Annotated in this window: 18 protein-coding genes and 2 pseudogenes; 8 read left to right on the top strand and 12 right to left on the bottom strand. The window is 34.6% G+C overall.

Annotated elements, in window-relative coordinates; genetic code table 11:
• Positions 1-42 precede the first annotated feature (42 nt).
• Positions 43-1356, bottom strand: a complete 1314-nt coding sequence (locus tag NLJ82_RS26755; RefSeq protein ID WP_001015647.1) for an ArnT family glycosyltransferase — start codon at positions 1354-1356, stop codon at positions 43-45.
• 298 nt (positions 1357-1654) lie between these two features.
• On the opposite strand from NLJ82_RS26755, the gene NLJ82_RS26760 reads away from it, so the two are divergent.
• The 3 genes from NLJ82_RS26760 to NLJ82_RS26770 all read left to right on the top strand — a co-directional run bounded on the left by NLJ82_RS26760 (position 1655) and on the right by NLJ82_RS26770 (position 3476).
• On the top strand, positions 1655-2167 hold the full coding sequence (locus NLJ82_RS26760) for an acyl-CoA thioesterase (protein ID WP_000412125.1): 513 nt from the start codon (positions 1655-1657) through the stop codon (positions 2165-2167).
• Between the two features lie 211 nt (positions 2168-2378).
• On the top strand, positions 2379-3107 hold the full coding sequence (locus NLJ82_RS26765) for a glycosyltransferase family 2 protein (protein ID WP_000110208.1): 729 nt from the start codon (positions 2379-2381) through the stop codon (positions 3105-3107).
• A 6-nt stretch (positions 3108-3113) separates the two neighbouring features.
• On the top strand, positions 3114-3476 hold the full coding sequence (locus tag NLJ82_RS26770) for a DUF2304 domain-containing protein (protein WP_001121766.1): 363 nt from the start codon (positions 3114-3116) through the stop codon (positions 3474-3476).
• 93 nt (positions 3477-3569) lie between these two features.
• Here NLJ82_RS26770 and NLJ82_RS26775 read toward each other — a convergent pair whose 3' ends face one another.
• Positions 3570-4841 carry a glycosyltransferase family 39 protein gene (locus tag NLJ82_RS26775; RefSeq protein ID WP_000939654.1) on the bottom strand — a complete coding sequence of 424 codons (1272 nt, stop codon included), beginning with the start codon at positions 4839-4841 and terminating at the stop codon, positions 3570-3572.
• Between the two features lie 209 nt (positions 4842-5050).
• Between NLJ82_RS26775 and NLJ82_RS26780 the strand changes: the two genes are divergently transcribed.
• Together NLJ82_RS26780 and NLJ82_RS26785 are read left to right on the top strand one after the other, a co-directional pair.
• A complete protein-coding gene (locus NLJ82_RS26780) occupies positions 5051-6031 on the top strand; it encodes a glycosyltransferase family 2 protein (RefSeq protein ID WP_000977628.1) in 981 nt (326 codons plus the stop codon).
• 97 nt (positions 6032-6128) lie between these two features.
• A complete protein-coding gene (locus NLJ82_RS26785; RefSeq protein ID WP_000856141.1) occupies positions 6129-7541 on the top strand; it encodes an oligosaccharide flippase family protein in 1413 nt (470 codons plus the stop codon).
• On the opposite strand, the pseudogene NLJ82_RS26790 reads toward NLJ82_RS26785, so the two are convergent.
• Positions 7530-8063 (bottom strand): annotated as a pseudogene (locus tag NLJ82_RS26790) (Rossmann-fold NAD(P)-binding domain-containing protein); the annotation flags it as partial. The gene NLJ82_RS26785 and the pseudogene NLJ82_RS26790 sit on opposite strands and share 12 nt — an antisense overlap.
• 97 nt (positions 8064-8160) lie before the next feature.
• On the opposite strand from NLJ82_RS26790, the gene NLJ82_RS26795 reads away from it, so the two are divergent.
• Positions 8161-9714, top strand: coding sequence for an ABC-F family ATP-binding cassette domain-containing protein (locus NLJ82_RS26795; protein WP_000055410.1), 1554 nt, complete (start codon positions 8161-8163; stop codon positions 9712-9714).
• Between the two features lie 53 nt (positions 9715-9767).
• Here the strand turns inward: NLJ82_RS26795 and NLJ82_RS26800 are convergent, their stop codons facing one another.
• Positions 9768-10643 (bottom strand): TetR/AcrR family transcriptional regulator, encoded by an 876-nt coding sequence (locus NLJ82_RS26800; protein ID WP_000659611.1) that lies wholly within the window; start codon positions 10641-10643, stop codon positions 9768-9770.
• A 142-nt stretch (positions 10644-10785) separates the two neighbouring features.
• Between NLJ82_RS26800 and NLJ82_RS26805 the strand changes: the two genes are divergently transcribed.
• On the top strand, positions 10786-13902 hold the full coding sequence (locus tag NLJ82_RS26805; protein ID WP_001033532.1) for an efflux RND transporter permease subunit: 3117 nt from the start codon (positions 10786-10788) through the stop codon (positions 13900-13902).
• 28 nt (positions 13903-13930) lie between these two features.
• Here NLJ82_RS26805 and msrB read toward each other — a convergent pair whose 3' ends face one another.
• The 6 genes from msrB to lytS form a co-directional block, all read right to left on the bottom strand.
• On the bottom strand, positions 13931-14896 hold the full coding sequence (gene msrB, locus NLJ82_RS26810; protein WP_000290164.1) for a peptide-methionine (R)-S-oxide reductase MsrB: 966 nt from the start codon (positions 14894-14896) through the stop codon (positions 13931-13933).
• A gap of 99 nt (positions 14897-14995) precedes the next feature.
• Complete coding sequence (locus NLJ82_RS26815; RefSeq protein ID WP_001166015.1) at positions 14996-16030, bottom strand: AI-2E family transporter; 1035 nt, start codon at positions 16028-16030, stop codon at positions 14996-14998.
• Positions 16031-16355: 325 nt separating this feature from the next.
• Positions 16356-17048: an antiholin-like protein LrgB gene (lrgB, locus tag NLJ82_RS26820; protein WP_000168869.1), complete on the bottom strand. Its 693-nt coding sequence runs from the start codon at positions 17046-17048 to the stop codon at positions 16356-16358.
• 34 nt (positions 17049-17082) lie between these two features.
• Positions 17083-17514: an antiholin-like murein hydrolase modulator LrgA gene (lrgA, locus tag NLJ82_RS26825; RefSeq protein ID WP_000104902.1), complete on the bottom strand. Its 432-nt coding sequence runs from the start codon at positions 17512-17514 to the stop codon at positions 17083-17085.
• Between the two features lie 132 nt (positions 17515-17646).
• On the bottom strand, positions 17647-18375 hold the full coding sequence (locus tag NLJ82_RS26830) for a LytR/AlgR family response regulator transcription factor (protein ID WP_000921832.1): 729 nt from the start codon (positions 18373-18375) through the stop codon (positions 17647-17649).
• Positions 18353-20122: a two-component system sensor histidine kinase LytS gene (gene lytS / locus NLJ82_RS26835; RefSeq protein WP_000933576.1), complete on the bottom strand. Its 1770-nt coding sequence runs from the start codon at positions 20120-20122 to the stop codon at positions 18353-18355. The genes NLJ82_RS26830 and lytS overlap by 23 nt, the downstream gene beginning before the upstream one ends.
• 328 nt (positions 20123-20450) lie before the next feature.
• Between lytS and NLJ82_RS26840 the strand changes: the two are divergent.
• Positions 20451-21748: pseudogene (locus tag NLJ82_RS26840) on the top strand (MFS transporter).
• Positions 21749-21860: 112 nt separating this feature from the next.
• Here NLJ82_RS26840 and NLJ82_RS26845 read toward each other — a convergent pair.
• Positions 21861-23429 carry a BCCT family transporter gene (locus NLJ82_RS26845; protein WP_001242457.1) on the bottom strand — a complete coding sequence of 523 codons (1569 nt, stop codon included), beginning with the start codon at positions 23427-23429 and terminating at the stop codon, positions 21861-21863.
• 363 nt (positions 23430-23792) lie between these two features.
• Positions 23793-24863: a nitric oxide synthase oxygenase gene (locus NLJ82_RS26850; RefSeq protein ID WP_000038353.1), complete on the bottom strand. Its 1071-nt coding sequence runs from the start codon at positions 24861-24863 to the stop codon at positions 23793-23795.
• Positions 24864-24935 lie beyond the last annotated feature (72 nt).

A 24935-nucleotide genomic window follows, 5' to 3' on the forward strand; every position in this document is an offset into this window, starting at 1 on the left:
TCATCTTCTATCCATAAAAAAAGAATCCAAACTGGATTCTTTTTATTTTCTGAAAAATATTTTTTGACAATACACATAACTCATATAAACACCAAAGCTCTGCAAAATAAACAATGCTGGCATAATTACATTGTAATATGCCATATCTACTTGGAAGAGCTTTAACAATACGTAGCCACTAGTTAAAAATAAGAACAACATATATCCCTCATTTTGTTGTTTCTTAATAAGGAAGTGTAATAGCGCTATAGTCATAAACAATGTTACGGCTATATATATCAGTTTTTCACATTTAAAAAGAATAGAATTTATTCCCTCATCTGAAAACTGATTTATCATCGGTTCTAAAAGTTTAAATCTTTCTCCCTCAATCTCTTTTAACTTTTGATCAATATGCTCTGTTACACTTTGATTTTTCGATACTCTTTCCTCATGTTGTGTTTTTCCAATTAAGACAGATTGAACATACGTCTCATTCGTAATCGTATATTGTGACAGTCCCATTGTCTTAATTCCATAATTCACACTAAAATGAGCACTATAAAATAGAATAAGTATCCCTATCATCTTTAGTAACACTTTTTGTTTCGTTGCTGATTGAAACACTTCAATTAATAATACATATATCGTGATAAAAATAGGAAGAAATAATCCCATTGGGAAAATCATATTACTACATGCAAATAAAATCGCTGAAAACACCCACATATAAGGATGATCTAATCCTTTATATAAAAGTATGTAGCAAGCAAAATAAAATAAAAATATTGCAAGTGACTCAGGAGTTAATACGGAACTCATGAATATATTTGGAATATACAGAGCATAAAATGTGGAAGCAATACGACCGCATTCTTCTCCAAAAACTATTGCCGCAATACGATAAATAAAAAATGCAGTTCCTGCGCAAAATATCACATTAAATAGTTGTAAAGCGAATAATGTATCACCAAATATGCGAATAATTACTGACTCATATATAATAAACGGCAAATGAGTTACAGTCCCTATATTATTACCAATTGCAATCTCCTTTGCAGACTCATACATCACTTTCATATCACCAATTATTGGAGCGTCTACAAATAACAGCATACTAAGCCTCACAACTATAGATATACTTATAAGAAAAATAAGAAATTGTTTGTCTGTAAAACGATATTGTAGAATTGTTGCCACTAACAAAATGAGTATGACGAAAATTGCCAATATGATTGTTACACTTGTTGTACTTCCCCCAAAAAATTGCTTACTTGTCTCAAATGCTGTCCAACAACTATAAACAAAAAATGCAAGCATCGCACCAATCGTAATTTTATTGAAGAAAGATGAAAAATTTGTTTGTATATGATTCATATGTCCATTGCACCTCTATTTCCATTCATAACAAAACGATTCTATCATGAATGGGTACACGGCTGATAGGGAATTTCTATGACAAATACATAGTCATTACTTTTTGCTTGCAATGTAAGCGAATCCTCTTTTACACTACATTTTAGATAAAATAAATTTTCTTTCAGTTACATGAATACAAATACAGAAGTTTAAATAATCCTCTTTTGGAATACGCTTTACTTTATTAAATATCTAATATGAGTAATCCACTTACACATATTATTCTGATTGAAAACAGACTATAGGGGCTGAATATATGGAAAAGAAATTCATGCGAGAATCTAAAGCAATTAAAACAACACGTGTTTTTCCTAACGATTTAAATAATCACCAAACACTTTTTGGAGGGAAATTATTAGCAGAAATTGATAGTATTGCTTCAATTGCGGCTGCAAGACATAGTCGTAAACATTGCGTAACAGCATCTATTGATTCAGTTGATTTTTTAACTCCAATTCACCAAGCTGATTCTGTTTGTTATGAAGCATTTGTATGTTATACAGGGAAATCTTCAATGGAAGTTTTCGTAAAAGTAATCGCAGAAAATTTATTAGCAGGCGAGCGTAGAATTGCTGCTACTTGCTTCATTACATTTGTGGCAATAAAAGATGGAAAACCTTCGTCCGTACCACAAGTACTTCCTGAAACTCAGGAAGAACATTGGTTACACACAACCGGTTTAGAACGCGCGGAAAATAGAAAAAAAGGACGTTTAAAAAGTAAAGAAATGGCTGAGGTTTTAACTTTAAATAAACCTTGGAATATATAATGTTATTTAGCACAGGTAAGCATTCTTTTATCTTCACCTGTGCTTTTTTATTACAAATTAAATTATAAGTTACATATAGCTATCTAAGCATAACGTCTATTCTTAAAATCCCCCACTAACTTGTCCTTTATTTTTTTATACTATTAGTGGTATAGTAGATAATGTTTACTAAACAAGAATGATGCCTATTATTTGTAAAGGATGGTGCAATATGTCTGTTGAAGTACCAATTGTAATACCTAAAACCTTGATTATTATTCCCGCTTACAATGAAGAGGAAGCGATTGCAGATACATTAACAAGACTTTTAGAATTAAAAGAACATTTTGTAGGATTAGATATTTGTGTAATTAATGATGGATCTATGGATAAAACATCTGAAATTGTTACAACATTCCCAGTCCATCTTGTAAATCTACCTTATAATTTAGGAATTGGATCAGCTGTACAGACTGGATATAAGTATGCTTATGAAAATAGTTATGATATCGCTATTCAATTTGATGCTGATGGACAGCATAACCCCGATGATTTATATAAAATCATCCAACCTATAGCTGAAGATCAATGTGATATGGTACTAGGGTCTCGATTTACGGAAAAAACCGCATATAAAGGCAGTCTTTCAAGAAGAATTGGAATATTTTATTTTACTGCCCTACTAAAATTACTAACAAAACAAACATTTATGGATCCAACATCTGGTTATCGTTCTATTAATCGCAAGGTAATTGAAATTTTCGCACAAAATTATCCGAAAGATTATCCAGAACCCGAAGTACTCATTCACTTAAAAAAGAAAAGTCTTCGCATTAAAGAAATATCTGTAAATATGCAAGAGAGACAAGGTGGACAATCTTCTATTACACCGTTAAAGTCTGCATATTACATGATTAAAGTCAGCTTGGCTATATTAATGCAAAAAATTGTGAAAGGTTGATAATCCATGCCCATAATTACCTTTTCATTCATCTTTATTCTATTATTATTTTTCCTGATTATTAACTCGATACGTAAAGGAACTTTAGAAACAAAATACGCCATTCTTTGGATTTTTGTTTGTATCGCAATGGCGATTTTAAGCTCTACAGATAAGATTATAAATTGGATTGGGAAGCTATTGCACGTAGAATACCCACCATCTGTTTTATTCCTGTTCGGACTTTTATTCTGCTTTATTTTAATTTTTGATTTAACTCGTAAGGTTTCTAAACAGCATCACCAACTTGTAACATTGACACAAGATTATGCGTTGCTAAAACAAAAATTAAATAATAAAGAACAAAATGATTCTTTACACGATGCATAATTAAAAATGACCTACTTTCTAAAATAGAAAGTAGGTCATTTTTATATACCATTTAAATGTAAATTCTTTGATAGATTTAATGAGATTATTTACTTACTTTAGAAATGGCCTGCTAATCCTCATAACAGTTGCGACAATACCTACACCTATCATTATAAATAGCATTGGCATCAATGGGAGCGCATATCGATCATATGCAAAGTATAAGCTATTGAAAAAGGTTTGGAATAAAACATTTATCCATAAGAATGAATACTCTCTCCACCTTCTCCAACAGAATGCAAATGCTAGGATAGAACAAATTATGAAGCCTGTTTTAATTGTGTCATAAATCTTCTTCATATCTTCTCCAGATATATCAAAAATACTAATTGTGGTGCCTGGATAATAATATGCTTTTTCCCAGAAAATTTGTGGTTTTAAAATTAAATAACTCTTTATCATTGACGCTTTATCTGTATGCCACCATTCCTTAATACGGTCCATCGCTACTTCTTGCTGCTTCGCCATTAACTCATGCGCTTCTATACCTGGATATTTTGCAAAGATTTCTGCATCGATTTCTTCCACACTTTTCCCAGATGGATAACCTTCACCTTGATATGTGCCAAGTAGTAAAGGATTACCTGAACCAGCTGTAAGCGGAATAAACTTGTTAAACTGAACATAGTTACGTGCCCACCAAGGACCAAGTACAACAAATAGTACCAATACACTAATAAGGGCTTGCTTTACCATTAAACGAGCCGGATAGCGTTTTGCTACAAGATATATAAATAATAGAATTGGATATAAAGCGATTTGTACCCTGAAATATAGTGTTACAAAGTAGAATAATAAAATAATATAAAAATCTTTCATTGAATGCGTATCTGCTAACTTTAAGCTCCAATATAACAGCCCTAGTGATAGAAAGAGATAAGGACTTTCTGTCAACGTTAAGTTCTCCACCACCACTTCAGGTGGATATAGAGCTAATAACAATGCAGCAATCAATCCTACCGCCGGATTTAAAATATATGTACCAATCTTATAAGTCATATAAATACTTAAAATACCAAAAGCTATCATAACTAATTTTGCACATAAAACACCTAAACTTCCATGTCCGAATATGAAAAATATGCCCGCTAATAAAAATACTTGTCCAGGCATGATATGAATAGTTGGTTTTGTCGGATCATGATACGTTAACATACCAGTTTCCAAAAAATTCACGGCATTTTTTTGATACATTAAGTCATCGCTACCAAGTGTCAAATCACTACCATATGTTTTTAAAGTCATTAACCGAAAGATTAGGCCAATAACTAGAATAATACCCAATATTATCAATTCAGGTCTTCGCATATACTTTTGTAACATTCTAAAGTTTCCTCCCTTTTATTACAACACATCTCTCTATTATAACCACCTTTCATATCTAACTTCTATACCTTTAATAATAATTATTATATACATAAAGTTGATTTACAAAGTTTATATGCGGTAAACTTATACAGATATTCTTTTAATCTTATTCCTTATAAAATGAGTTAATTTAAAAACATAAAAATTTGAGGAGTTAAAATTCTATGATGAAACAAAACCAGCTTGTCTCAGTTGTTATCCCTCTATACAATGCAGAGAAATATATTGAAGAGACGATGCAGTCAATACTAGATCAAACATATAAAAATATCGAAATTGTAATTGTAGATGATGGAAGTAAAGATCAATCACCTTCTATCGTAAAAAATCTTGCTGAAAAATACCCAGGTCAAGTAAAATACGTTCATCAAAAAAACCAAGGCGTTTCGGTAGCTCGTAATACAGGAATTGAAAACGCTAGTGGAGAATATATTGCTTTCCTTGATAGTGATGACTTATGGCATCCAACTAAAATTGAGAAGCAAGTCAAAAGTATACATAAAAACAACATGGACGCGTGCTATTGTGGTTATATGAATTTCTACGAAGAAACAGGCGAGAAGGTTGAACATACAACAAATTTTATTAAAGGCGATATGTCAAAAGCATTCCTAACACATCAAGTTGTTGCTCAAACAAGTACTTGGATTTTCAAACGAGCCATCGTAATGGATCATAACATTCGTTTTACACCAGGATGTAGTTGGGGCGAAGATTTGGAGTTTTTATTTAAACTTATGAGTGTGACAAATGTATGTTATGTCGATGAATACTTAACTTATTATAGAATCTTATCAGAAGGGAATCTTTCTTCTAAGTATAAAGATTATGAATTAAAAACAACAAAAGAGCTGGAAGTATTCAATCGTATGAAGGACTGGGTACATAACAAATCTCAAGATTTCATTACAAAAGACCCTCAGTCACTTATTGAGATTCTTGAGACTTATTTATTCCCTTATACAGTCATCAATAACGCTTGTATATATATTAAGGGAAACTCTCAATTAGATAAATCACAAGTTCAATTAATCAAAAAAGATATCAAGAAATATTGCCGTAAAATCTATTCAAAGAATGGAAAGCGTAGTAAAAAACTATATGCAATGCTTTGGTTTGTACGAATTAAATTTCTGTTTTCTTAAACTGAAAATATAACTATACTCTCTCTTTCTGTGAACAAATCAAATTTACAAATAGGACAAGCTAACCGGGTCCTAAAGAATAGAAAGGTCTTTTCTCATGAAAACAAATAAAATTCTAAAAAACGCATCCTACCTCTTTGTAGGAAACATTACTGTTCGTTTTGTACTGGCTATTGCAACAATTCTCTTTGCAAGATATGTTTCACCAGATGAGTACGGGATGTTTACAGTTGCATTAGCAGTTTCCGCTGTCATTTGCTATTTTACGGATGCAGGTTTGACACATACGTTTATGCGTGAAGGAACAAGAAGCAACGCTAACATTAGCGTATTAATAAGCAGTTATTTACGAATTCGTTTAGTATTAGCTATCGTAATTTCTGTGCTCTTCGCCATTTTCGCTCAGTTCTTCTACACTGATGCTTACTTACGTGCCATGGTATATTGGGTCGTACTACCAACCATGTTTGGAGCTACTTTACAAGGGGTTGGGATGGCCTATTTCCAAGTAACAGAGCGTATGCAATTCACAGCGATTATTTCTGTACTACAAGGTGTGACGGCCGCAGCCGCTCTTCTGCTAGGGATGTCATTTAAATGGTCACTTATGATGGTTGCTGCTATGTATGGAATATCTAGCCTTATAACAGGAGTCATTGCCTTTATAATGACAATCCGCTATACAACAATTCATAAGGGTTGGAATAAAGGCATTTTAGATCAATTACTTATTTTCACAGTCAATGGCGTTATCATTATGCTTTTACCGCAGTTAGGTCCTATTATCTTAGAAAAAGTTTCAACGAAAGCACAAGTTGGATTCTTTGGGGCTGCCTATAAAATACCTGCTGTACTTTACCAAATACCTGGTGTAATTGCAGCAGCCTTCTATCCAAAATTGTTTGCTTTTGGAAACGAAAATAATATTGATGAACATAGAAAGCTATCTCAATTCGAATTAAAGCTTATGTCTTTCTTAGGGATGGGAATTTCTATCCCGTTTATTGCCGATCCAAGTTTTTGGATTGTAACTCTATTAGGTGAAAAATATGCGCCAGCTGGTAATGCACTTGCAATTTTAGCCTTTATGGTCATTTTACAATCTATCAACTATCCGCTTGCTGATAATTTAACAACAGCTGGTCAACAATGGAAACGTGCGACAACTATGGCAATTGGATTAGCTGTTGCTATCATAAGTTACATCATATTAGGTAGCCAATTTGGAATGATGGGAGCTGCTGTAGCTGCTATCCTTACTGAGATTACATTATTAATCGGATTTTCATTATTCGTTCGTAAAGGATTTTCATTGCTATTCAAAGGAATAATATTCAATACACTAGCATTTATAATTAGTTATGCAATATATCGCACAGTATTAATTAGCTTACCACCACTAGTAGCTTTAGTACTTACTGGTATATTGTATGGCATTATTGGCCTTGCAATTGATCCACAAATACGTGGATTAATTTTAGGGTTTGTAAATAAAAAGCTAGGTAGATAAACAATAACAAGGCAAGCTTCTAAATTGTAAATAGAAGCTTGTTTTTTTACTTATATACAATTCCCCTTCATAATAAAAGGTTCTAGGTACAACCCCAATATATTTCTCGTACTTCTCTCCACTTAATACAACTGGTTTTTCCGTCAAATATAGTATTTCCACAAATTCATTGATCTGCTTATCAAACAGACCAAAGAACTGGATTATTCCTCTCTTTACAGTTATTACTCATTTGGTATATCACGTTAATTCTCGTATGTGTTCAATCAATTCCTCACCTGTAATGGCACCATAACCTGATATGTTCCAATTTTGTCCATAGGCCTCATCATGTGAAGCTAATTCAACTATTGCTTTTGCACCATCTGGTGTAAAACTATATTCACGGACAATCTTTTTACCTCCAATAAAGCTAGACATTTTATTTGCAAGTATTCCTTTTAATGTATGATGGACAAGTGTGTTTTCTGCATTTGGACCATAAAAGTTTGGGAAATGAGCAATAAACATTCGTACATTAGCTTATTTTGAAAATATATACATTTTGAAATGATGGCATTATATGAAAGAATTTAGTATCATGATTCAAGGTACTATTTCAAGTTGGACGGAGGATACTATGAGCTTATTAACAGTTGAAAAATTAGGACATACATTTGGCGATCGTACATTATTTAAAGATGTATCTATGCGATTACTAGCAGGTGAGCACGTTGGATTAGTTGGTGCAAACGGTGTTGGTAAATCAACATTCATGAATATCATTACTGGTCAGCTTATTCATGACCAAGGTCGTGTAGAATGGACACCGGGCACACATTACGGTTACTTAGACCAACATACGGTTTTAACACCTGGACGTACAATTCGTGACGTACTAGCGGATGCATTTTTACCGCTATTTGAAAAGGAAAAAGCTTTAAATGAAGTTACAGAAAAAATGGGAACTGCTACACCAGAAGAACTAGAAGAACTTCTTGAGCAAATGGCAGAAATACAAGATGCACTTGAAGCAGGTGGTTTCTATTTACTAGATATGAAAATTGAAGAGGCTGCACGTGGTCTTGGAATTGATGCAATTGGTTTAGATCGTGATGTTTCAGCACTAAGTGGTGGACAACGTACAAAGGTATTGCTTGCAAAGCTATTACTTGAACAACCAGAAGTATTATTACTTGATGAACCTACCAACTATTTAGACGTTGAACATATTCATTGGTTAACGAATTATTTAAAAGAATACCCACATGCGTTCCTGTTGATTTCCCATGATACGGAATTTATGAATAAATGTGTTGATGTTATTTTCCATCTAGAATTCACAAAAATGACGCGTTATACAGCAACATATGAAAAATTCCTAGAGCTAGCAGAAATCAATAAAAATCAACATATAAATGCTTATGAAAAACAACGTGAGTTTATCAAAAAGCAAGAGGACTTCATTGCAAAGAATAAAGCTCGTTATTCAACGACAGGTCGTGCAAAGAGTCGTCAAAAACAACTTGATCGTATGGAGCTTATTGATCGCCCAGAAACAGCAATTAAACCGGAATTCTCATTTAAAGAAAGTCGTGCAAGTAGTCGCTTCGTCTTTGAAGGTGAAAATGTAGAAATCGGATATACACATCCGCTACTACCAAAGTTATCAATGACGATCGAACGTGGTGAAAAAATTGCCATTGTTGGATGTAACGGTGTTGGTAAATCCACGTTACTAAAAACAATCTTAGGTAAAATTAAACCTTTAAGCGGTAAAACAAGCCTTGGTGACTTCTTAGAGCCTGCATACTTTGAGCAAGAAGTTAAAGCTGACAATATAACACCAATTGATGATGTATGGAATACATTCCCTGGCCTAGACCAACATCAAATTCGTGCGATGTTAGCAAAATGCGGATTAAAAAATGAACATATTTCTCGTCCATTAAGTCAATTAAGTGGTGGAGAACAAGCAAAAGTTCGTTTATGTAAACTAATGGGTGAAGAAAGTAACTGGCTACTATTTGACGAGCCGACAAACCATCTTGATGTTACAGCAAAAGCGGAACTTAAGAAGGCTATGAAAGCATATAAAGGAACAATTCTTCTTGTATGTCACGAACCAGACTTCTATGAAGATTGGATCACAAAAGTTTGGGATGTTGAAGAGTGGTCTCAAAATAGTAAGTAGTCTTATCTTAAAAAAACTCCTTGTATGGACAAGGAGTTTTTTGCTTGTTTTTATTAAGAATTTTTTATATTGTAATATCCCATAAGTCGCAATTTAAATTCTTTTAATTCCGAATATGTCTCTAAATTTGCTAACATTCCTCTAATGACCGGAATTCTTGGATTAGACAATCTCATCTCCGCCTCTAAAACATCTAATGTAACAAGTAATTCATCATTTTCTAATTGATCCGCTAAAGTACGTTTAAACACAATAATTTCTTTTAAAAAATGTTCCTTAACCTGTTCCTTAATAAGCTCTGATTTACAAAGAAATTCTCCAAGCTTTTCTTCATGTAACACAGGTTCTTCTGAAGATTCTACCAATCCATCTACTAAATCGTCTACTCTTTTCAAAATAAAAGCAGAGACGTAAGATAAGTCTATTTCTGGCGCTTGTAAAATAATTAGTTCTAAATATCCACGGCATATGCCTTCTACCATAATGACTAAATCTAATAAATATGGCATAACCTTATCACCATAGATAGACAGTAAACTATTCCGATAAAATGCGTGAGACTCTAACTTCATCCGCATCATAAATTCTTCTACTTCTTTATTAAAAGGAATCGCATTTTCCCTTGCATGCATAATAATAAATTCTTTATGCTTTTGTATATCATTAAACTGGCAATGCAATTGTTTTGCAAATTTTTCACGTGGCAATAACGACTCTTTTTCAATATCCATCATTTTATTTTGAATCTTGTCATAGTAATATCGAAGTGTCGCTAATAAAAGTTCCTCTTTTGATTTAAAGTATAAATAAAAGGCTCCCTTAGATATGCCACAAGCTGTCACAATTTCCTGCACCGATGTCGCATTTACACCCTTAGTCGCAAATAACTTCATAGCCATCTCTATAATTAAGCGCTCTTTTTCTTTCATATCATGTCTCTCCTAAATTTAATCTCGCATCTTATTATGAATGTATTATACCATCCCTTTTCATTGACGGCTGACCAATCAGTCAGTTATATTATGTATTAGACTGACCAGTTGGTCAATATAATACAAAGGGAGCGCAAACATGAACAAAATTATTAATTTTTCGTTAAAAAATAAGTTCGCAGTTTGGCTACTAACCATTATCGTTACCATTGCAGGTATTTATTCTGGGCTGAATATGAAGCTGGAAACAATTCCTGATATTACAACACCTGTTGTAACAGTAACCACGGTTTATCCTGGTGCTACACCAGAAGAAGTAGCTGATAAAGTTTCAAAACCGATGGAAGAGCAACTGCAAAATTTAAGTGGTGTAAACGTTGTTAGTTCATCATCTTTTCAAAATGCATCTTCTATTCAGGTAGAATATGATTTTGATAAAAATATGGAAAAGGCTGAAACAGAAATAAAAGAAGCTCTCGCAAATGTGAAACTGCCAGAAGGCGTAAAGGACCCGAAAGTTTCACGTGTAAACTTCAATGCCTTTCCTGTTATTTCATTAAGCGTAGCAAGTAAAAATGAATCTTTAGCTACCTTAACTGAAAATGTAGAAAAAAATGTTGTGCCAGGATTAAAAGGACTTGATGGAGTCGCATCTGTTCAAATTTCAGGTCAACAAGTAGATGAAGTACAACTTGTCTTTAAAAAAGATAAGATGAAAGAATTAGGTTTAAGTGAAGATACTGTAAAAAATGTAATTAAAGGATCGGACGTATCTTTACCACTTGGCCTATATACATTTAAAGACACAGAAAAATCAGTTGTTGTAGATGGAAATATTACAACAATGAAAGCATTAAAAGAATTAAAAATCCCTGCTGTTCCTTCATCAGCAAGCGGTCAAGGTAGTCAAACTGCTGGAGCTGGTGCACAAATGCCACAAATGAATCCAGCTGCTATGAACGGGATTCCGACAGTTACATTAGACGAAATTGCTGACATTAAGGAAGTCGGAAAAGCAGAATCTATTTCTCGAACAAATGGAAAAGAAGCAATTGGAATTCAAATTGTCAAAGCTGCTGACGCCAACACAGTTGATGTTGTAAATGCAGTGAAAGATAAAGTAAAAGAACTTGAGAAAAAATATAAAGACTTAGAGATTATTTCAACATTCGACCAAGGTGCACCTATTGAGAAATCAGTAGAAACAATGCTGAGCAAAGCCATTTTTGGTGCTATTTTTGCGATTGTTATTATTATGCTGTTCCTACGAAATATCCGAACAACATTAATCTCTGTCGTTTCCATACCACTTTCTTTATTAATTGCTGTATTAGTCATAAAGCAAATGGATATTACACTTAACATTATGACACTCGGAGCAATGACAGTCGCTATCGGGCGCGTTGTGGATGACTCCATTGTTGTTATTGAAAATATTTACCGACGTATGTCGTTATCAGGAGAGAAACTACGCGGGAAAGATTTAATTCGTGAAGCTACGAAAGAAATGTTTATTCCGATTATGTCTTCTACCATTGTAACAATTGCTGTATTTTTACCGCTTGGACTAGTAAAAGGTATGATTGGTGAAATGTTCTTACCATTCGCCTTAACTATCGTCTTCGCTTTATTAGCATCGTTACTAGTAGCAGTTACAATCGTACCGATGCTAGCTCATTCTTTATTTAAAAAAGAGAGCATGAGAGAAAAAGAAGTACATCATGAAGAAAAACCAAGTAAATTAGCAAACGGTTATAAACGTATACTTGCATGGGCTTTAAATCATAAAATCATCACATCAAGTATTGCTGTCCTTCTATTAGTTGGTAGTCTTGCACTTGTTCCAATTATCGGTGTAAGTTTCTTACCATCTGAAGAAGAAAAAATGATTATTGCAACGTACAACCCTGAACCAGGTCAAACGTTAGAAGACGTTGAAAAAATTGCAACGAAAGCTGAGAAGCACTTCCAAGATAATAAAGACGTCAAAACAATTCAATTCTCATTAGGTGGCGAAAACCCAATGAGTCCTGGTCAATCAAATCAGGCAATGTTCTTCGTACAATATGATAACGACACGAAAAACTTCGAAAAAGAGAAAGAACAAGTCGTTAAAGATTTACAGAAAATGTCTGGAAAAGGCGAATGGAAAAACCAAGACTTCGGAGCAAGTGGCGGTAGTAACGAAATCAAGTTATACGTTTACGGAGATAGCTCAGAAGACATTAAGCCTGTCGTAAAAGATATTCAAAACATAATGAAGAAAAACAAAGACTTAAAAGATATAGACTCTAGTATTGCAAAAACATACGCAGAATACACTTTAGTCGCAGATCAGGAAAAGCTAAGTAAAATGGGTCTAACGGCTGCACAAATTGGAATGGGACTTTCTAATCAACATGATCGCCCTGTTCTGACAACAATTAAAAAAGACGGTAAAGATATCAATGTATATGTAGAAGCTGAAAAACAAAATTATGAAACAATCGATGACTTAACAAATCGTAAAATTACAACCCCGCTTGGTAGTGAAGTGGCTGTAAAAGATGTGATGACTGTAAAAGAAGGAGAAACTTCGAATACAGTGAAGCACCGCGATGGCCGTGTTTATGCGGAAGTAAGTACAAAACTAACATCTGATGACGTTTCAAAAGCATCCGCCGCGGTTCAAAAAGAAGTAGATAAAATGGATCTTCCTTCTGGCGTAGATGTTTCTATGGGAGGCGTTACAAAAGATATTGAAGAATCATTCAAGCAACTTGGCTTAGCGATGTTAGCTGCGATTGCTATTGTATACTTCGTTCTTGTCGTGACATTTGGCGGTGCTCTTGCACCATTCGCAATTTTATTCTCGCTACCATTTACAATCATTGGAGCCCTTGTTGCCTTATTAATCTCTGGTGAAACGTTAAGTGTCTCTGCAATGATCGGTGCCCTTATGTTAATCGGTATCGTTGTAACAAACGCAATCGTGCTTATCGACCGCGTTATTCATAAAGAAAATGAAGGTCTATCAACACGTGAAGCTTTATTAGAAGCTGGTGCAACACGCCTTCGCCCGATTTTAATGACTGCAATTGCAACAATCGGTGCTCTTATCCCGCTCGCATTAGGATTTGAAGGTAGCGGCTTAATTTCTAAAGGACTTGGTGTAACAGTAATTGGTGGATTAACAAGTTCAACATTATTAACACTTCTTATTGTTCCAATCGTTTATGAAGTATTAAGCAAGTTTAAAAAGAAAAAAGTAAAGTAACAAAAAAATAACCTCGCTAACTCCGAGGTTATTTTTTATTTCCAAACAAGATTAGGAAATCACCATAGCCTTCCTTTTCTAATTCCTCTGTTGGAATAAATCGAAGAGCTGCTGAATTTATACAATAGCGAAGTCCATTTGGTCCTGGACCATCTGGGAATACGTGGCCGAGATGTGAATCTCCTTCCTTACTTCTCACTTCTGTACGCGTCATATTATGACTCACATCCATTTTTTCCTTCACACTAGCTGACATAACTGGCTTCGTAAAACTAGGCCATCCACATCCACTATCAAATTTATCTAGAGAAGTAAACAAAGGTTCACCTGAAACGATATCTACATAAAGACCTTCTTCTTTATGATTCCAATACTCATTTCGAAATGGTGGTTCTGTACCATTTTCCTGTGTTACATAAAATTGCATCTCACTGAGTTTTTCCTTTAAATGAGCATTATCCTTTGGCCAATGTTGCTTAATAAACGCATCTCGCCCTGAGCCCTTACGGTATAACTCGTAGCGGAATTCATTTTTCTTATGATATCCTTGGTGATATTCCTCTGCGGGATAAAACGTAGCAGCTGGCAATATTTTTGTCGCAATCGGCTTTGAAAAGCGCCCACTCCTTGCAAGCTCTTCTTTTGAAGCCTCTGCTTTTTTATGTTGTTCTTCATTATGATAAAAAATCACTGTTTCGTAAGACTGTCCGCGATCGTGGAATTGCCCGCCTACATCAGTCGGATCAATTTGTCTCCAATATATATTTAATAACTCCTCATACGGCATTTTATTTGCATCAAATGTAATTTGTACTGCCTCATAATGTCCCGTCGTTTCTGAACATACTTCTTTATATGTTGGATTCTCTTTATGACCACCTGTATAGCCAGAAACAACCTTTATAATTCCTTCCATCTCTTCAAATGGCGAAACCATACACCAGAAGCACCCTCCAGCAAATGTAGCTAATTCTACCTTTTCATTTACAGCCATTCTTTCACCCCTATTCTATCTTCTCCTTACAGTATGGCATAAGAAACATCATGTTATAAAAGAAAAAGCATCGAACATCGATGCTTTTTTCTCTTCACTTTATTTTTTCCCAGCGTCCTTCTCCATTTCATCACTTGTCACATCTAAGACATCTAATAAGAAAATGAAGATTGGAATACCGATAATTAATCCCCATACACCTAAGAAGTGTTCCGAGAAGATTAATACCATAAACGTATAGAAAATTGGTAAGTTTGTTTTTTGTGACATAAACTTCGGATTTAACACGTAACTTTCAAGCGCATGAATGACTGTTACGATAACTAAAATATAAACAACGTACATAATACCACCGATATTGTAAGCAATCATACAAAGCGGGAATAACGAAATGATAACCCCAGCTACTGGAATTAAACCAAGTAAGAAGATCATTAACGCTAAACCTAATAATTGTGGGAATCCTAATATCCATAATGCAATAACGGATAAAACGCAGTTAACAACTGCAATTAAAAATTGTGCCTCAATTACTTTTCCGAATGAACGTGCAAATTTCTTACCGAAGTACTCGATTTCAGTATAGAAAATTGCAAGTCTGCTCTCTTTAAATTTTGCAGTAAAAGCAACGATACGAGCTTTCTCCAATAAGAAAAATAAACTTAAAATTAAAGAAAGTAACACTTGAAGGCCAAATTTCCCAACATTCGTAATCGATTTATACAAAATGTCAACGCCTTGTCCTACATACTTCGAAAGTTCCATATGATTAACAGCATTAACTGCATACTTAATTAATTCACTGTCCGGTGGGTTTCTTAAAAATACGTTAAATTGATAAATCAATTGTGAAATTTGTATCGTTAATACTGGTAAATATTTAAATAGCGTAATAGCAATTCCACCAATTAACATGACATATAGAAATGCTATAATGAGTTTTCGATTAATGGGCATGAAATGATCTAATTTGCGGGAAATAAACTTTTGGAATCGATCCATTAAATACGTAAGAATAAACGTAATTAAAATTAAATTCAACATACTTTGCAGCCCGTATAACACGAGGGCAAGTATTACTAATACGAGTAACCTCTGAAATCCTTTGCTTTGAAACAGGTTTTTTATTTGCATAATCGACGAGTACTCTCTCCTGTCCTATAAAGTAAAACGTTAATAAGTAGATTTTTCTCTCTTTTCTACTTTTAATTATTCATTCATATTAAGATTTTTATAAGCTCATTATACGCCTACCTTAGCAGATCTATAGTAGCTTACTTCTTATTTTACAATACAATGACCTAATTCAAAACGTATTCTACACAGTATTAATGAAGATTTAAGGAAACTTACATTTTGTCACAATAGGTCTTACCACTACTGTAACATAAAAAGCAAGCTATCAGTAGAAATCTGTCCTACAAATAGCTTGCTTTTCTCATTTTTTAAGTAAGTTTTACTATCCAATGAATGGCATGAACATCGGTATGACAACTACCGTTACAACTCCAACTACTGTTACAGCAATACTTGCCATAGCTGCCTCTACTTCACCCATTTCAATTCCTACTGCCACTCCTAATGCATGACCTGCTGTTCCAAGTGCTAAACCTTTTGCAATTGGATGTTTCACTCTAAATGTTTTTAAGAATAACGCTCCTAATGCGTATACGATGACTGCGTTAAAGATTACTGCAAATGATGTAATTGCTGGTATACCACCAATACTTTCAGAGATTGGTAATGCAATTGCTGTTGTTGCCGCTTGTGGTAACATTGAATTCATTACTGCTGTATCTAGGCCAATTGCTTTTGCAACAATGAACACGACAATTACTGAACAAATAGATCCAACCACGATAGCTGATAAAATTTGCCACCAATATTTTTTCAACTTATCCACTTGTTTATATAATGGAATTGCAAACGCGATTGTTGCTGGCTCTAAGAAAAAGCTAATCATTTTTCCACCAGTATTATATTCTTCGAAAGTAAAGTTACCTACTTTTAAAAAGACAATCCCTAATACCATCGCTACGAATAATGGTGTGAATAAGAAGAACCCTTTTGAATGCTTGAATAATAATGTTCCGATTCCGTATGCGATTAATGAAACGACGATTCCGAAATATGGAGTCATTGTGCTTGCCATGTTCATTCCCTCCTAACAATATATACTAAAATGGTTACGCAACTTTTCCGTGCTTGCGTCCTTTATTTACTACTTTCAATTCTTTTGTATCTTCTGTTTCTTTTTTATCTTTTCCTAAAATAAATTGTGCAAATAATCCTGTTACAGCGAGTAAAATAACTGTTGCAACAACAATTACAGTTAAAATTTGTACAAAATATTGTCCCATTACACCAAGAGAATTAATAACCGAAATACCTGATGGGACGAAAAGGAATCCGATAATACCTGTTAAAGCTGTTCCAAGTGATTCAACTTGTTCCAATTTAATAACCTTTAAACATAATAGACTAAATAAAATGACTAACCCGATTACCGATGAAGGCATCGGAATTGGTAAATGTGTTGCAATAATATTAGAAATTAACATAATAGCTGAGAATATGAAGGCTTGTGATAAGAAACTATATACTTTTTTCGTACTCATTTTTGCCACCTCTTTCGATTTGGTACCTTTATTGTATAGGATATAACCGCATTAGTAAGCGTTTACATAACAGAACGTCAAATATACAGAATCAGTTACAAATATAAAAGGATGAAATACAAAAGCTGCTTCTTAAATACGAAGCAGCTTCTTGAGTTCTTTTGCATATGTACGACTAACAGGTACTTTTGATCCTTCTTTCATAATTAAATTATAAGTAGAATTGAACCATGGCTGAATTTCAGTAATGTGATTAATATTTGCAATAAAACTACGATGAACACGCATAAAACTTGCTTGTGGCAACTTCTTTTCCAAAATCACAAGTGTATCGTGTGTTATATATGTGTCCCTCATTGTTTTTACTGTTACTTTTCCATCCACAAGTCCTACATATATAATATCTTCAATATTCACAAGTACGATTGATTCTTCAATTGGTAATGCTAATTTATGCATATCTGCCCCTTTTATTTCTTGCTTCGTTTCTATTTGCGACTGCTTTTGTTTTTTATACTTCTTTAATGTTTGTACAATACGTTCTTCATCAAATGGCTTTAAAATATAGTCTAACGCATCTACTTCAAATGCTTGCAACGCGTATTGATCATAGGCAGTCGCAAATACAATGGCAGGTGGATTTTTCATCTTCTTTAATATATTCGCGATTTCAAATCCGTTATCATCAGATAACTGAATGTCTAGGAAAACAATATCTGGTTTGTTTTTCATTAACTCTTCTAATGCGTCCTCTACACAATCAGCCTCACCAATTATCTCAACTTCCTTCGTTCTCTCTAATAAATACTTTAGTTCATCACGTGCTAACATTTCATCATCAACTACTAGTACTTTTAACAATCTGCTCTTCCTCCCCTACTTTTTTCGGAATAACAAAAGTAACCTCTGTCCCCTCATTTAATTCACTTTCAATATGAAGCATCGTTTCTTTCCCAAATAACCCAATAAGACGTTCATTAATATTATATAAAGCTGTTCCAGTCCCTTTCTTTGACGAAACTACCATCTTTCCTAATTGTTCTAAACGTTCTTCCTCAATTCCCTGCCCATTATCTTTTACTTCAAAATGAACCATACCCTCTTTTTCAAAAACATGCACTTCCACTTCGCATACTGGTTGCTTCTTCGGAAAGGCGTGTCGCAACGCATTTTCAACCAATAGTTGAAGAACAAATGGTGGTACTAAAGTTGTCTTTAGCTCATCCTCAATATACACCTTTACTTCATACTTATTTGGAAACCTTGCTTGTTCTAGCGATAAGTATGCTTGTACATGGTTTAATTCTTGTTCTAGTGGAATCAATAACTGACGTGCCCCTTGTAAATTACAACGGAAATACACACTAAGCTGTAATAATAACTTCCTTGCTTTTTCTACATCTGTTCGGCATAAAGCTGATACTGTATTAATCGCATTAAATAAAAAGTGTGGGTTAATTTGTGCTTGTAATGCCTTTATTTCCGCATCTTGCAATAATTTACTTTGCAACTCAGCTTCCCCTAATTCAAGTTGTGTAGAGAATATTTTTGCTAACCCTTCTGCTAATTCCTCTTCCACACGACTTAACTGGTTAGGGTTTTTGAAATACAGTTTTAATGTCCCTATCGTATTTCCATGTGAAGTTAGTGGAATAACAATCGCCGCTTGCAAAGGGCATCCTTCATGTTGACAATTAATAACCTCACGTGATTTTGCTTTCATTATTTTTCCTGTGTGTAACACTTCTTTCGACAAACCAGTTATTAAACTATGTGAAGGAATATGGTGATCTGATGCTAATCCAACATGAGCTAATATTTTCTCTGTATCTGTTAAGGATACCGCATCAGTTCCTGTAAAGCGGTGAATAATTTGTGCCACATGCTTACACGATTCTTCTGTTAAGCCTTGGCGAAAATACGGTAACGTTTTATCTGCAATACGTAATACCTTATGAGTCTGAAGTGCCTTTGCATTCTCTTCCTGGCGCAAAATAGCTTGTATCATAGAAAGTAAAATAAAACTTCCAAAGCTATTTACAAGGATCATTGGTATCGCAATTGTTTTCACAATACTCATTCCATCCTCTACAATTAATAAGATCATAATCATTTCTAAAGAAACGATAAACACACTTAAAACCGCTGAAAATTTAGGCGTAATTGTACGATTATACTTTTTGAAAATGTATCCAATATAACCTGTTATAACCCCCGCTAAAATTGAAGAGATTGCACAACTTAGTGCAGTCGTCCCGCCAAGCATATAACGGTGAATACCAGCAATCGATCCTACTCCAATTCCAACGATAGGTCCGCCAAGCAATCCACTAATTCCAACACCCATAATACGTGTATTCGCGATTGTGCTCGATGAAGAAACACCCTGTAGCCAATTTTCATTCATAATCGTATTACCCGCTATTTCAATCCCAGTGTAATTGCTTACAATTGTAAACACCGAAAAAATACAAATAAGCTTAAGCTTATCTACATAACCATCTTGCTTATGAAGGAGGCGCCTAAATGTTTTAATATGCGAAAGTAAAAATCCTAAAATAACAATAAGTCCGACGCGTTCAATCATCATAAGTACTAAATTTAGCATCTGTGATTCATTCCTTTTTATAGTAGTTAGTTTTATTATCGGAAAATAGTGAAGTGGGCGTCAAGAAGAATGAAATACCTTTTGCAATATTTTACACATAACAATTCCCTCTTTATTTGACAATCTAATAGAAGAGTGCTAAAAATAAAGTAATATAATACAGTCCTTTAACCCAACCCCGTGAGGTTGAGAAGGAAGTCGGAATACAATATACGTATGTTCTTTTCTAGGAATACGTATGCTTTTTTGGCCTTCTCATCATATCAGGTGAGAAGGCCTTTTGTTATTCTTCCATAGCGACTGTAGAAGAAAATAAGGAGGAATAATGATGAACGTCACTACTGATGTACAATCAACAACAGAGGAAACGAAAGAGAAAAGATATAAAACATTATTTGGGTCTGCGCTAGGATATGCAGCAGAAGGCTTAGATATGTTGCTCTTATCTTTCGTACTCGTCTACATTTTAAAAGAATTTCATTTAAGCCCTGTTGAAGGTGGAAACTTAACTTTAGCTACCACAATAGGAATGCTAATCGGGTCTTATTTATTTGGATTTATTGCTGATTTATTTGGGCGTATCCGTACGATGGCCTTCACAATCTTACTATTTTCACTCGCAACAGCACTTATTTATTTCGCAACAGATTATTGGCAATTATTAATTCTTCGCTTTTTAGTGGGAATGGGAGTTGGTGGTGAATTCGGGATTGGAATGGCCATCGTAACTGAAACATGGTCTAAAGAAATGCGCGCTAAGGCGACATCCGTTGTTGCACTTGGATGGCAATTTGGCGTACTAGTCGCTTCACTCCTTCCAGCATTTATCGTCCCGCATTTTGGATGGAGAGCTGTTTTCCTATTTGGACTTATTCCTGCTTTATTAGCTGTTTATGTACGAAAAAGTTTAAGTGAACCGAAAATATGGGAACAAAAACAACGATACAAAAAAGAATTGTTACAAAAAGAGGCTGAAGGTAGTTTAACAACTACTGAGGCTGAACAACTAAAACAAATGAAAAAGTTCCCACTTCGAAAGCTATTTGCAAATAAAAAAGTAACGCTAACAACAATTGGTCTTATTATTATGTCATTCATCCAGAACTTCGGATACTATGGAATCTTTACATGGATGCCAACTATTTTGGCGAATAAATATAACTACACATTAGCAAAAGCGAGCGGTGGATGTTCATCTCTACGATTGGCATGCTCATTGGAATTGCAACTTTTGGTATTCTAGCCGATAAAATTGGTCGCCGTAAAACTTTTACAATCTATTATGTTGGTGGTACTATATACTGTCTCATTTACTTCTTCTTATTCACAGATTCAACATTATTGCTATGGGGAAGTGCATTGCTTGGATTCTTTGCAAATGGCATGATGGGAGGATTCGGAGCAATTTTAGCTGAAAACTATCCCGCTGAAGCTCGTTCTACAGCAGAAAACTTTATTTTCGGTACTGGACGTGGTTTAGCTGGCTTTGGACCTGTTATTATCGGATTACTTGCTGCAGGTGGTAATGTAATGGGAGCATTATCTCTTATCTTCATTATCTATCCAATCGGTTTAGTTACAATGCTATTATTTGTCCCAGAGACGAAGGATAAAGTATTAGAATAGATTGAAACTACACAGTGTACGATCTTCCTTCAAGAAAGATAGTTATATAAATAGCAAAGAGGAAGCATCTCTAATGAAATGCTTCCTCTTTTGATATAAAATATACAATTATTTATTTTGATCTACTAGCTTTTTGGAACAAGAAAGAAGTTTGCTCTTCTTCTTTTACAATACCTTGTTTTAATGCTAGTTCCCCTGCCACTTTAGGGGCTAGCCATAGCATTGGGAACAACAGAACAGATACTGGGACAGCTGTTACTACGATGAATGATTGCAATGCATTAATACTTCCCTCACCCATGTATAAAAGAATTGCCGCAACTGCTCCCATAATAAGCGACCAAAAAATTCGTAAGCTAATTCTAGGATCCCCGTCTCCAGTCACTGCCATCGAAATCGAATAAGCCATTGAATCTCCTGTTGTCACTACAAATAAAATTGTTAATAAAAGAAATGCCGGTCCAATAATATGAGAGAGCGGCAGTTGCTCTGTAATTGCAATCATAGCAGCTGGCATACCAGATGCACTTAATGCGGTCGATATAGAACCAGGATTCATTAACTCATAAAACACACCTGATCCCCCTAGTATAGTAAACCAAAACGTTGTAATAATAGGTGCAATAATTCCAATTGCAACAATGATTTCTCGAATTGTTCTTCCTCTTGAAATGCGGCTAACTAAAATTGCCATCATTGGTCCATATCCAATAAACCATCCCCAGAAAAAGATTGTCCACGACCCTAACCAACCTGTATCACCGCGGTATGTGCTCATTGGAATAAATTCATTTACATAAAATCCAAACGAAGAAACAAATGCATCAATAATAAATCCACCTGGTCCACATAATAATACAAATACCATTAATAAAATCGCTAATTTAACATTTAAATCGCTTATAATTTGAATCCCTTTATTAATTCCTGTTACTGCAGATATAGTAGAAACCGCAACTACACAAATGATAATTGCTAATTGAGTAGTAAACACATCAGGAATTCCAAACAACGCTTGTAGACCATAACTTGCTTGTAAGCCTAAAAATCCGATTGGACCAATCGTCCCTGCAGCTACCGCAATAATGGCAAATGCATCAATCATTGTTCCAAGCAAACTCTTTCGCAATTTCTCACCAAAAATAGGATATAAAAGCGTTCGAGGTTTTAACGGCATACCTTTATGATAATGCCCATACATCATAACTACCGCACTAATTGTACCTAAAATCGTCCAAGCCAAGAAACCCCAATGCATATAACTTTGCGCTAAAGCAGGCATGACCGCTTCTTTCGTTCCAGCAGATATACCTTCATGTATTGGCGGCACCGTCATCAAGTGGTACATTGGCTCTGCAGCTGCCCAAAAAACGCCACCTCCGGCAAGTAATGTCGACATAATAATAGCAAGCCACTTTGCCGTACTAATCTCAGGTTTTTCTAATCCCCCAAGTTTAACTCTTCCATATTTCGAGAACGCCATACACATTGCAACAATAAATGTACCAATTAATAAAACTTGCCAGAAGGCACCAAAATATTTAATTGAAGCTGCAAAACTGCTATTAATGACTCCCTCTATATAATTTTTATTTAAGAAAACCGCAATTACAAATAATAAAAGCGAACCACCACTAATAAGAAATACAGGCCAATCCGTTTTTCGACTCTTCATCCTCATTTACACTTCCTCCTTCCTCAGCAATCTAAAAAAACAACTTTATTATGTTTTATTTTTTACACCCAAAACACAATGATTATATAAGCATAATAATTTATCTATTTCCTACACACTTATGTTGTCCCTAAAAATATGCTAAATCCCTTATTTAAAAGAAAATTTCTATTCCTCTTACATAAAAAAGCAAAATAAAAGACCTTATATTTCTATAAGGTCTTCGAAACAGAAATTTGATTATAACATAAGGAACTCCTTGGTTCAAAAAGCTCCTTCCAAAAATAACCGAGGGTAAAGGCTTCCATTTGCTACGTAACAGTAGTTAAAAAAAATTATATTTTTACAGAAAATGCTCTATACTACAAACTATTTATGAAAAAAATTCGGCTTCAAAATTTCATTCGGATACGGTTTATGATAAATATGAGTGGTAGCTGGAGATAATGGCGGAATGAGCCACACCCAATTGCCCGTTACAACACGACCGGAAGCAGCTTCTTGCTTCTCAAATTGCTGAAATTGTTGCGCTGCAGTATGATGGTCAACAATACTGACTCCTTGTTTTTTAAAGGAATGTAAAACAGCCACGTTTAATTCAACTAATGCCTTATCTTTCCATAACGTACCGTTTCTTGATGTATCCAAATCCATCATTTCCGCAACTGCTGGAAGTAAATTATAGCGATCATGATCCGCTAAGTTACGTGCCCCAATCTCTGTTCCCATATACCATCCATTAAACGGAGCTGCTGTATAGGAAATACCGCCAATTTCTAAGCGCATATCTGAAATCATTGGAACCCCGTACCATTTTACTCCAAGTGACGAAATTGGGTATTCTGGGTGTTCAATTGGCACCTCTTTTACTTCTTCTTTCGGAATTTCTTTATATATCGGCGCTTTTCCATCTATAGAAAACACAAGTGGCAATACATCGAAATTCGTACCTTCTCCTTGCCAGCCAAGTTCTTGACAAAAATCTGTAAACACAGCGGAATGAGAGTCACCAATCACTCCCATTTCTGTTTTATATCCTGCATACCGAATCAATTGGTGATTATAAATTCGTATATTATTTTCTTCACCTTGATATTGCTTAAAAATTGTAATGGTCGGTTTCACTTTTCCGTCGTTCGTTGCATATTGAATATGATGAATTAATGCATTATATACACCTTCCTCATCATTTACTTCACGTGCATCTAATATGTGCATCTTACTCCAAAATAGTCTTCCGATACATCGATTACTATTGCGCCATGCCATTCGCGATCCGTGAACAAGTTCTTCAAATGTATGTTCATACGTCCCCGTCTTCTCTATTTCAACTCGAATTCCTTTCATGCGTTCTTCTATGAATTGTTCTTTATTAAGCTCTTTATAGCAAATCGTAATAAAATGACTCGCTTCCTCTATTAATTGCTTCTTTTTACTCATAAGCGATCTCCTTCTATTTCAACAAAACGTTACTACTTTACAGTATAAGCAAAAAGAATAAGAGTCACAAAC

Source organism: Bacillus paranthracis, from assembly GCF_024296885.1.
Taxonomy (GTDB): Bacteria; Bacillota; Bacilli; order Bacillales; family Bacillaceae_G; genus Bacillus_A; species Bacillus_A paranthracis.

Excerpts from the sequence above, each read along its gene's own strand:
- NLJ82_RS26780 (WP_000977628.1), top strand. The coding sequence starts at position 5,051 with ATGATGAAACAAAACCAGCTTGTCTCAGTTGTTATCCCTCTATACAAT.
- NLJ82_RS26850 (WP_000038353.1), bottom strand. The coding sequence starts at position 24,863 with ATGAGTAAAAAGAAGCAATTAATAGAGGAAGCGAGTCATTTTATTACG.
- NLJ82_RS26800 (WP_000659611.1), bottom strand. The coding sequence starts at position 10,643 with ATGAAAGAAAAAGAGCGCTTAATTATAGAGATGGCTATGAAGTTATTT.
- NLJ82_RS26755 (WP_001015647.1), bottom strand. The coding sequence starts at position 1,356 with ATGAATCATATACAAACAAATTTTTCATCTTTCTTCAATAAAATTACG.
- lytS (WP_000933576.1), bottom strand. The coding sequence starts at position 20,122 with ATGCTAAATTTAGTACTTATGATGATTGAACGCGTCGGACTTATTGTT.
- NLJ82_RS26815 (WP_001166015.1), bottom strand. The coding sequence starts at position 16,030 with ATGCAAATAAAAAACCTGTTTCAAAGCAAAGGATTTCAGAGGTTACTC.
- NLJ82_RS26805 (WP_001033532.1), top strand. The coding sequence starts at position 10,786 with ATGAACAAAATTATTAATTTTTCGTTAAAAAATAAGTTCGCAGTTTGG.
- NLJ82_RS26785 (WP_000856141.1), top strand. The coding sequence starts at position 6,129 with ATGAAAACAAATAAAATTCTAAAAAACGCATCCTACCTCTTTGTAGGA.
- lrgB (WP_000168869.1), bottom strand. The coding sequence starts at position 17,048 with ATGGCAAGCACAATGACTCCATATTTCGGAATCGTCGTTTCATTAATC.
- lrgA (WP_000104902.1), bottom strand. The coding sequence starts at position 17,514 with ATGAGTACGAAAAAAGTATATAGTTTCTTATCACAAGCCTTCATATTC.
- NLJ82_RS26845 (WP_001242457.1), bottom strand. The coding sequence starts at position 23,429 with ATGAGGATGAAGAGTCGAAAAACGGATTGGCCTGTATTTCTTATTAGT.
- NLJ82_RS26775 (WP_000939654.1), bottom strand. The coding sequence starts at position 4,841 with ATGTTACAAAAGTATATGCGAAGACCTGAATTGATAATATTGGGTATT.
- NLJ82_RS26765 (WP_000110208.1), top strand. The coding sequence starts at position 2,379 with ATGTCTGTTGAAGTACCAATTGTAATACCTAAAACCTTGATTATTATT.
- NLJ82_RS26795 (WP_000055410.1), top strand. The coding sequence starts at position 8,161 with ATGAGCTTATTAACAGTTGAAAAATTAGGACATACATTTGGCGATCGT.
- NLJ82_RS26770 (WP_001121766.1), top strand. The coding sequence starts at position 3,114 with ATGCCCATAATTACCTTTTCATTCATCTTTATTCTATTATTATTTTTC.
- msrB (WP_000290164.1), bottom strand. The coding sequence starts at position 14,896 with ATGGCTGTAAATGAAAAGGTAGAATTAGCTACATTTGCTGGAGGGTGC.
- NLJ82_RS26760 (WP_000412125.1), top strand. The coding sequence starts at position 1,655 with ATGGAAAAGAAATTCATGCGAGAATCTAAAGCAATTAAAACAACACGT.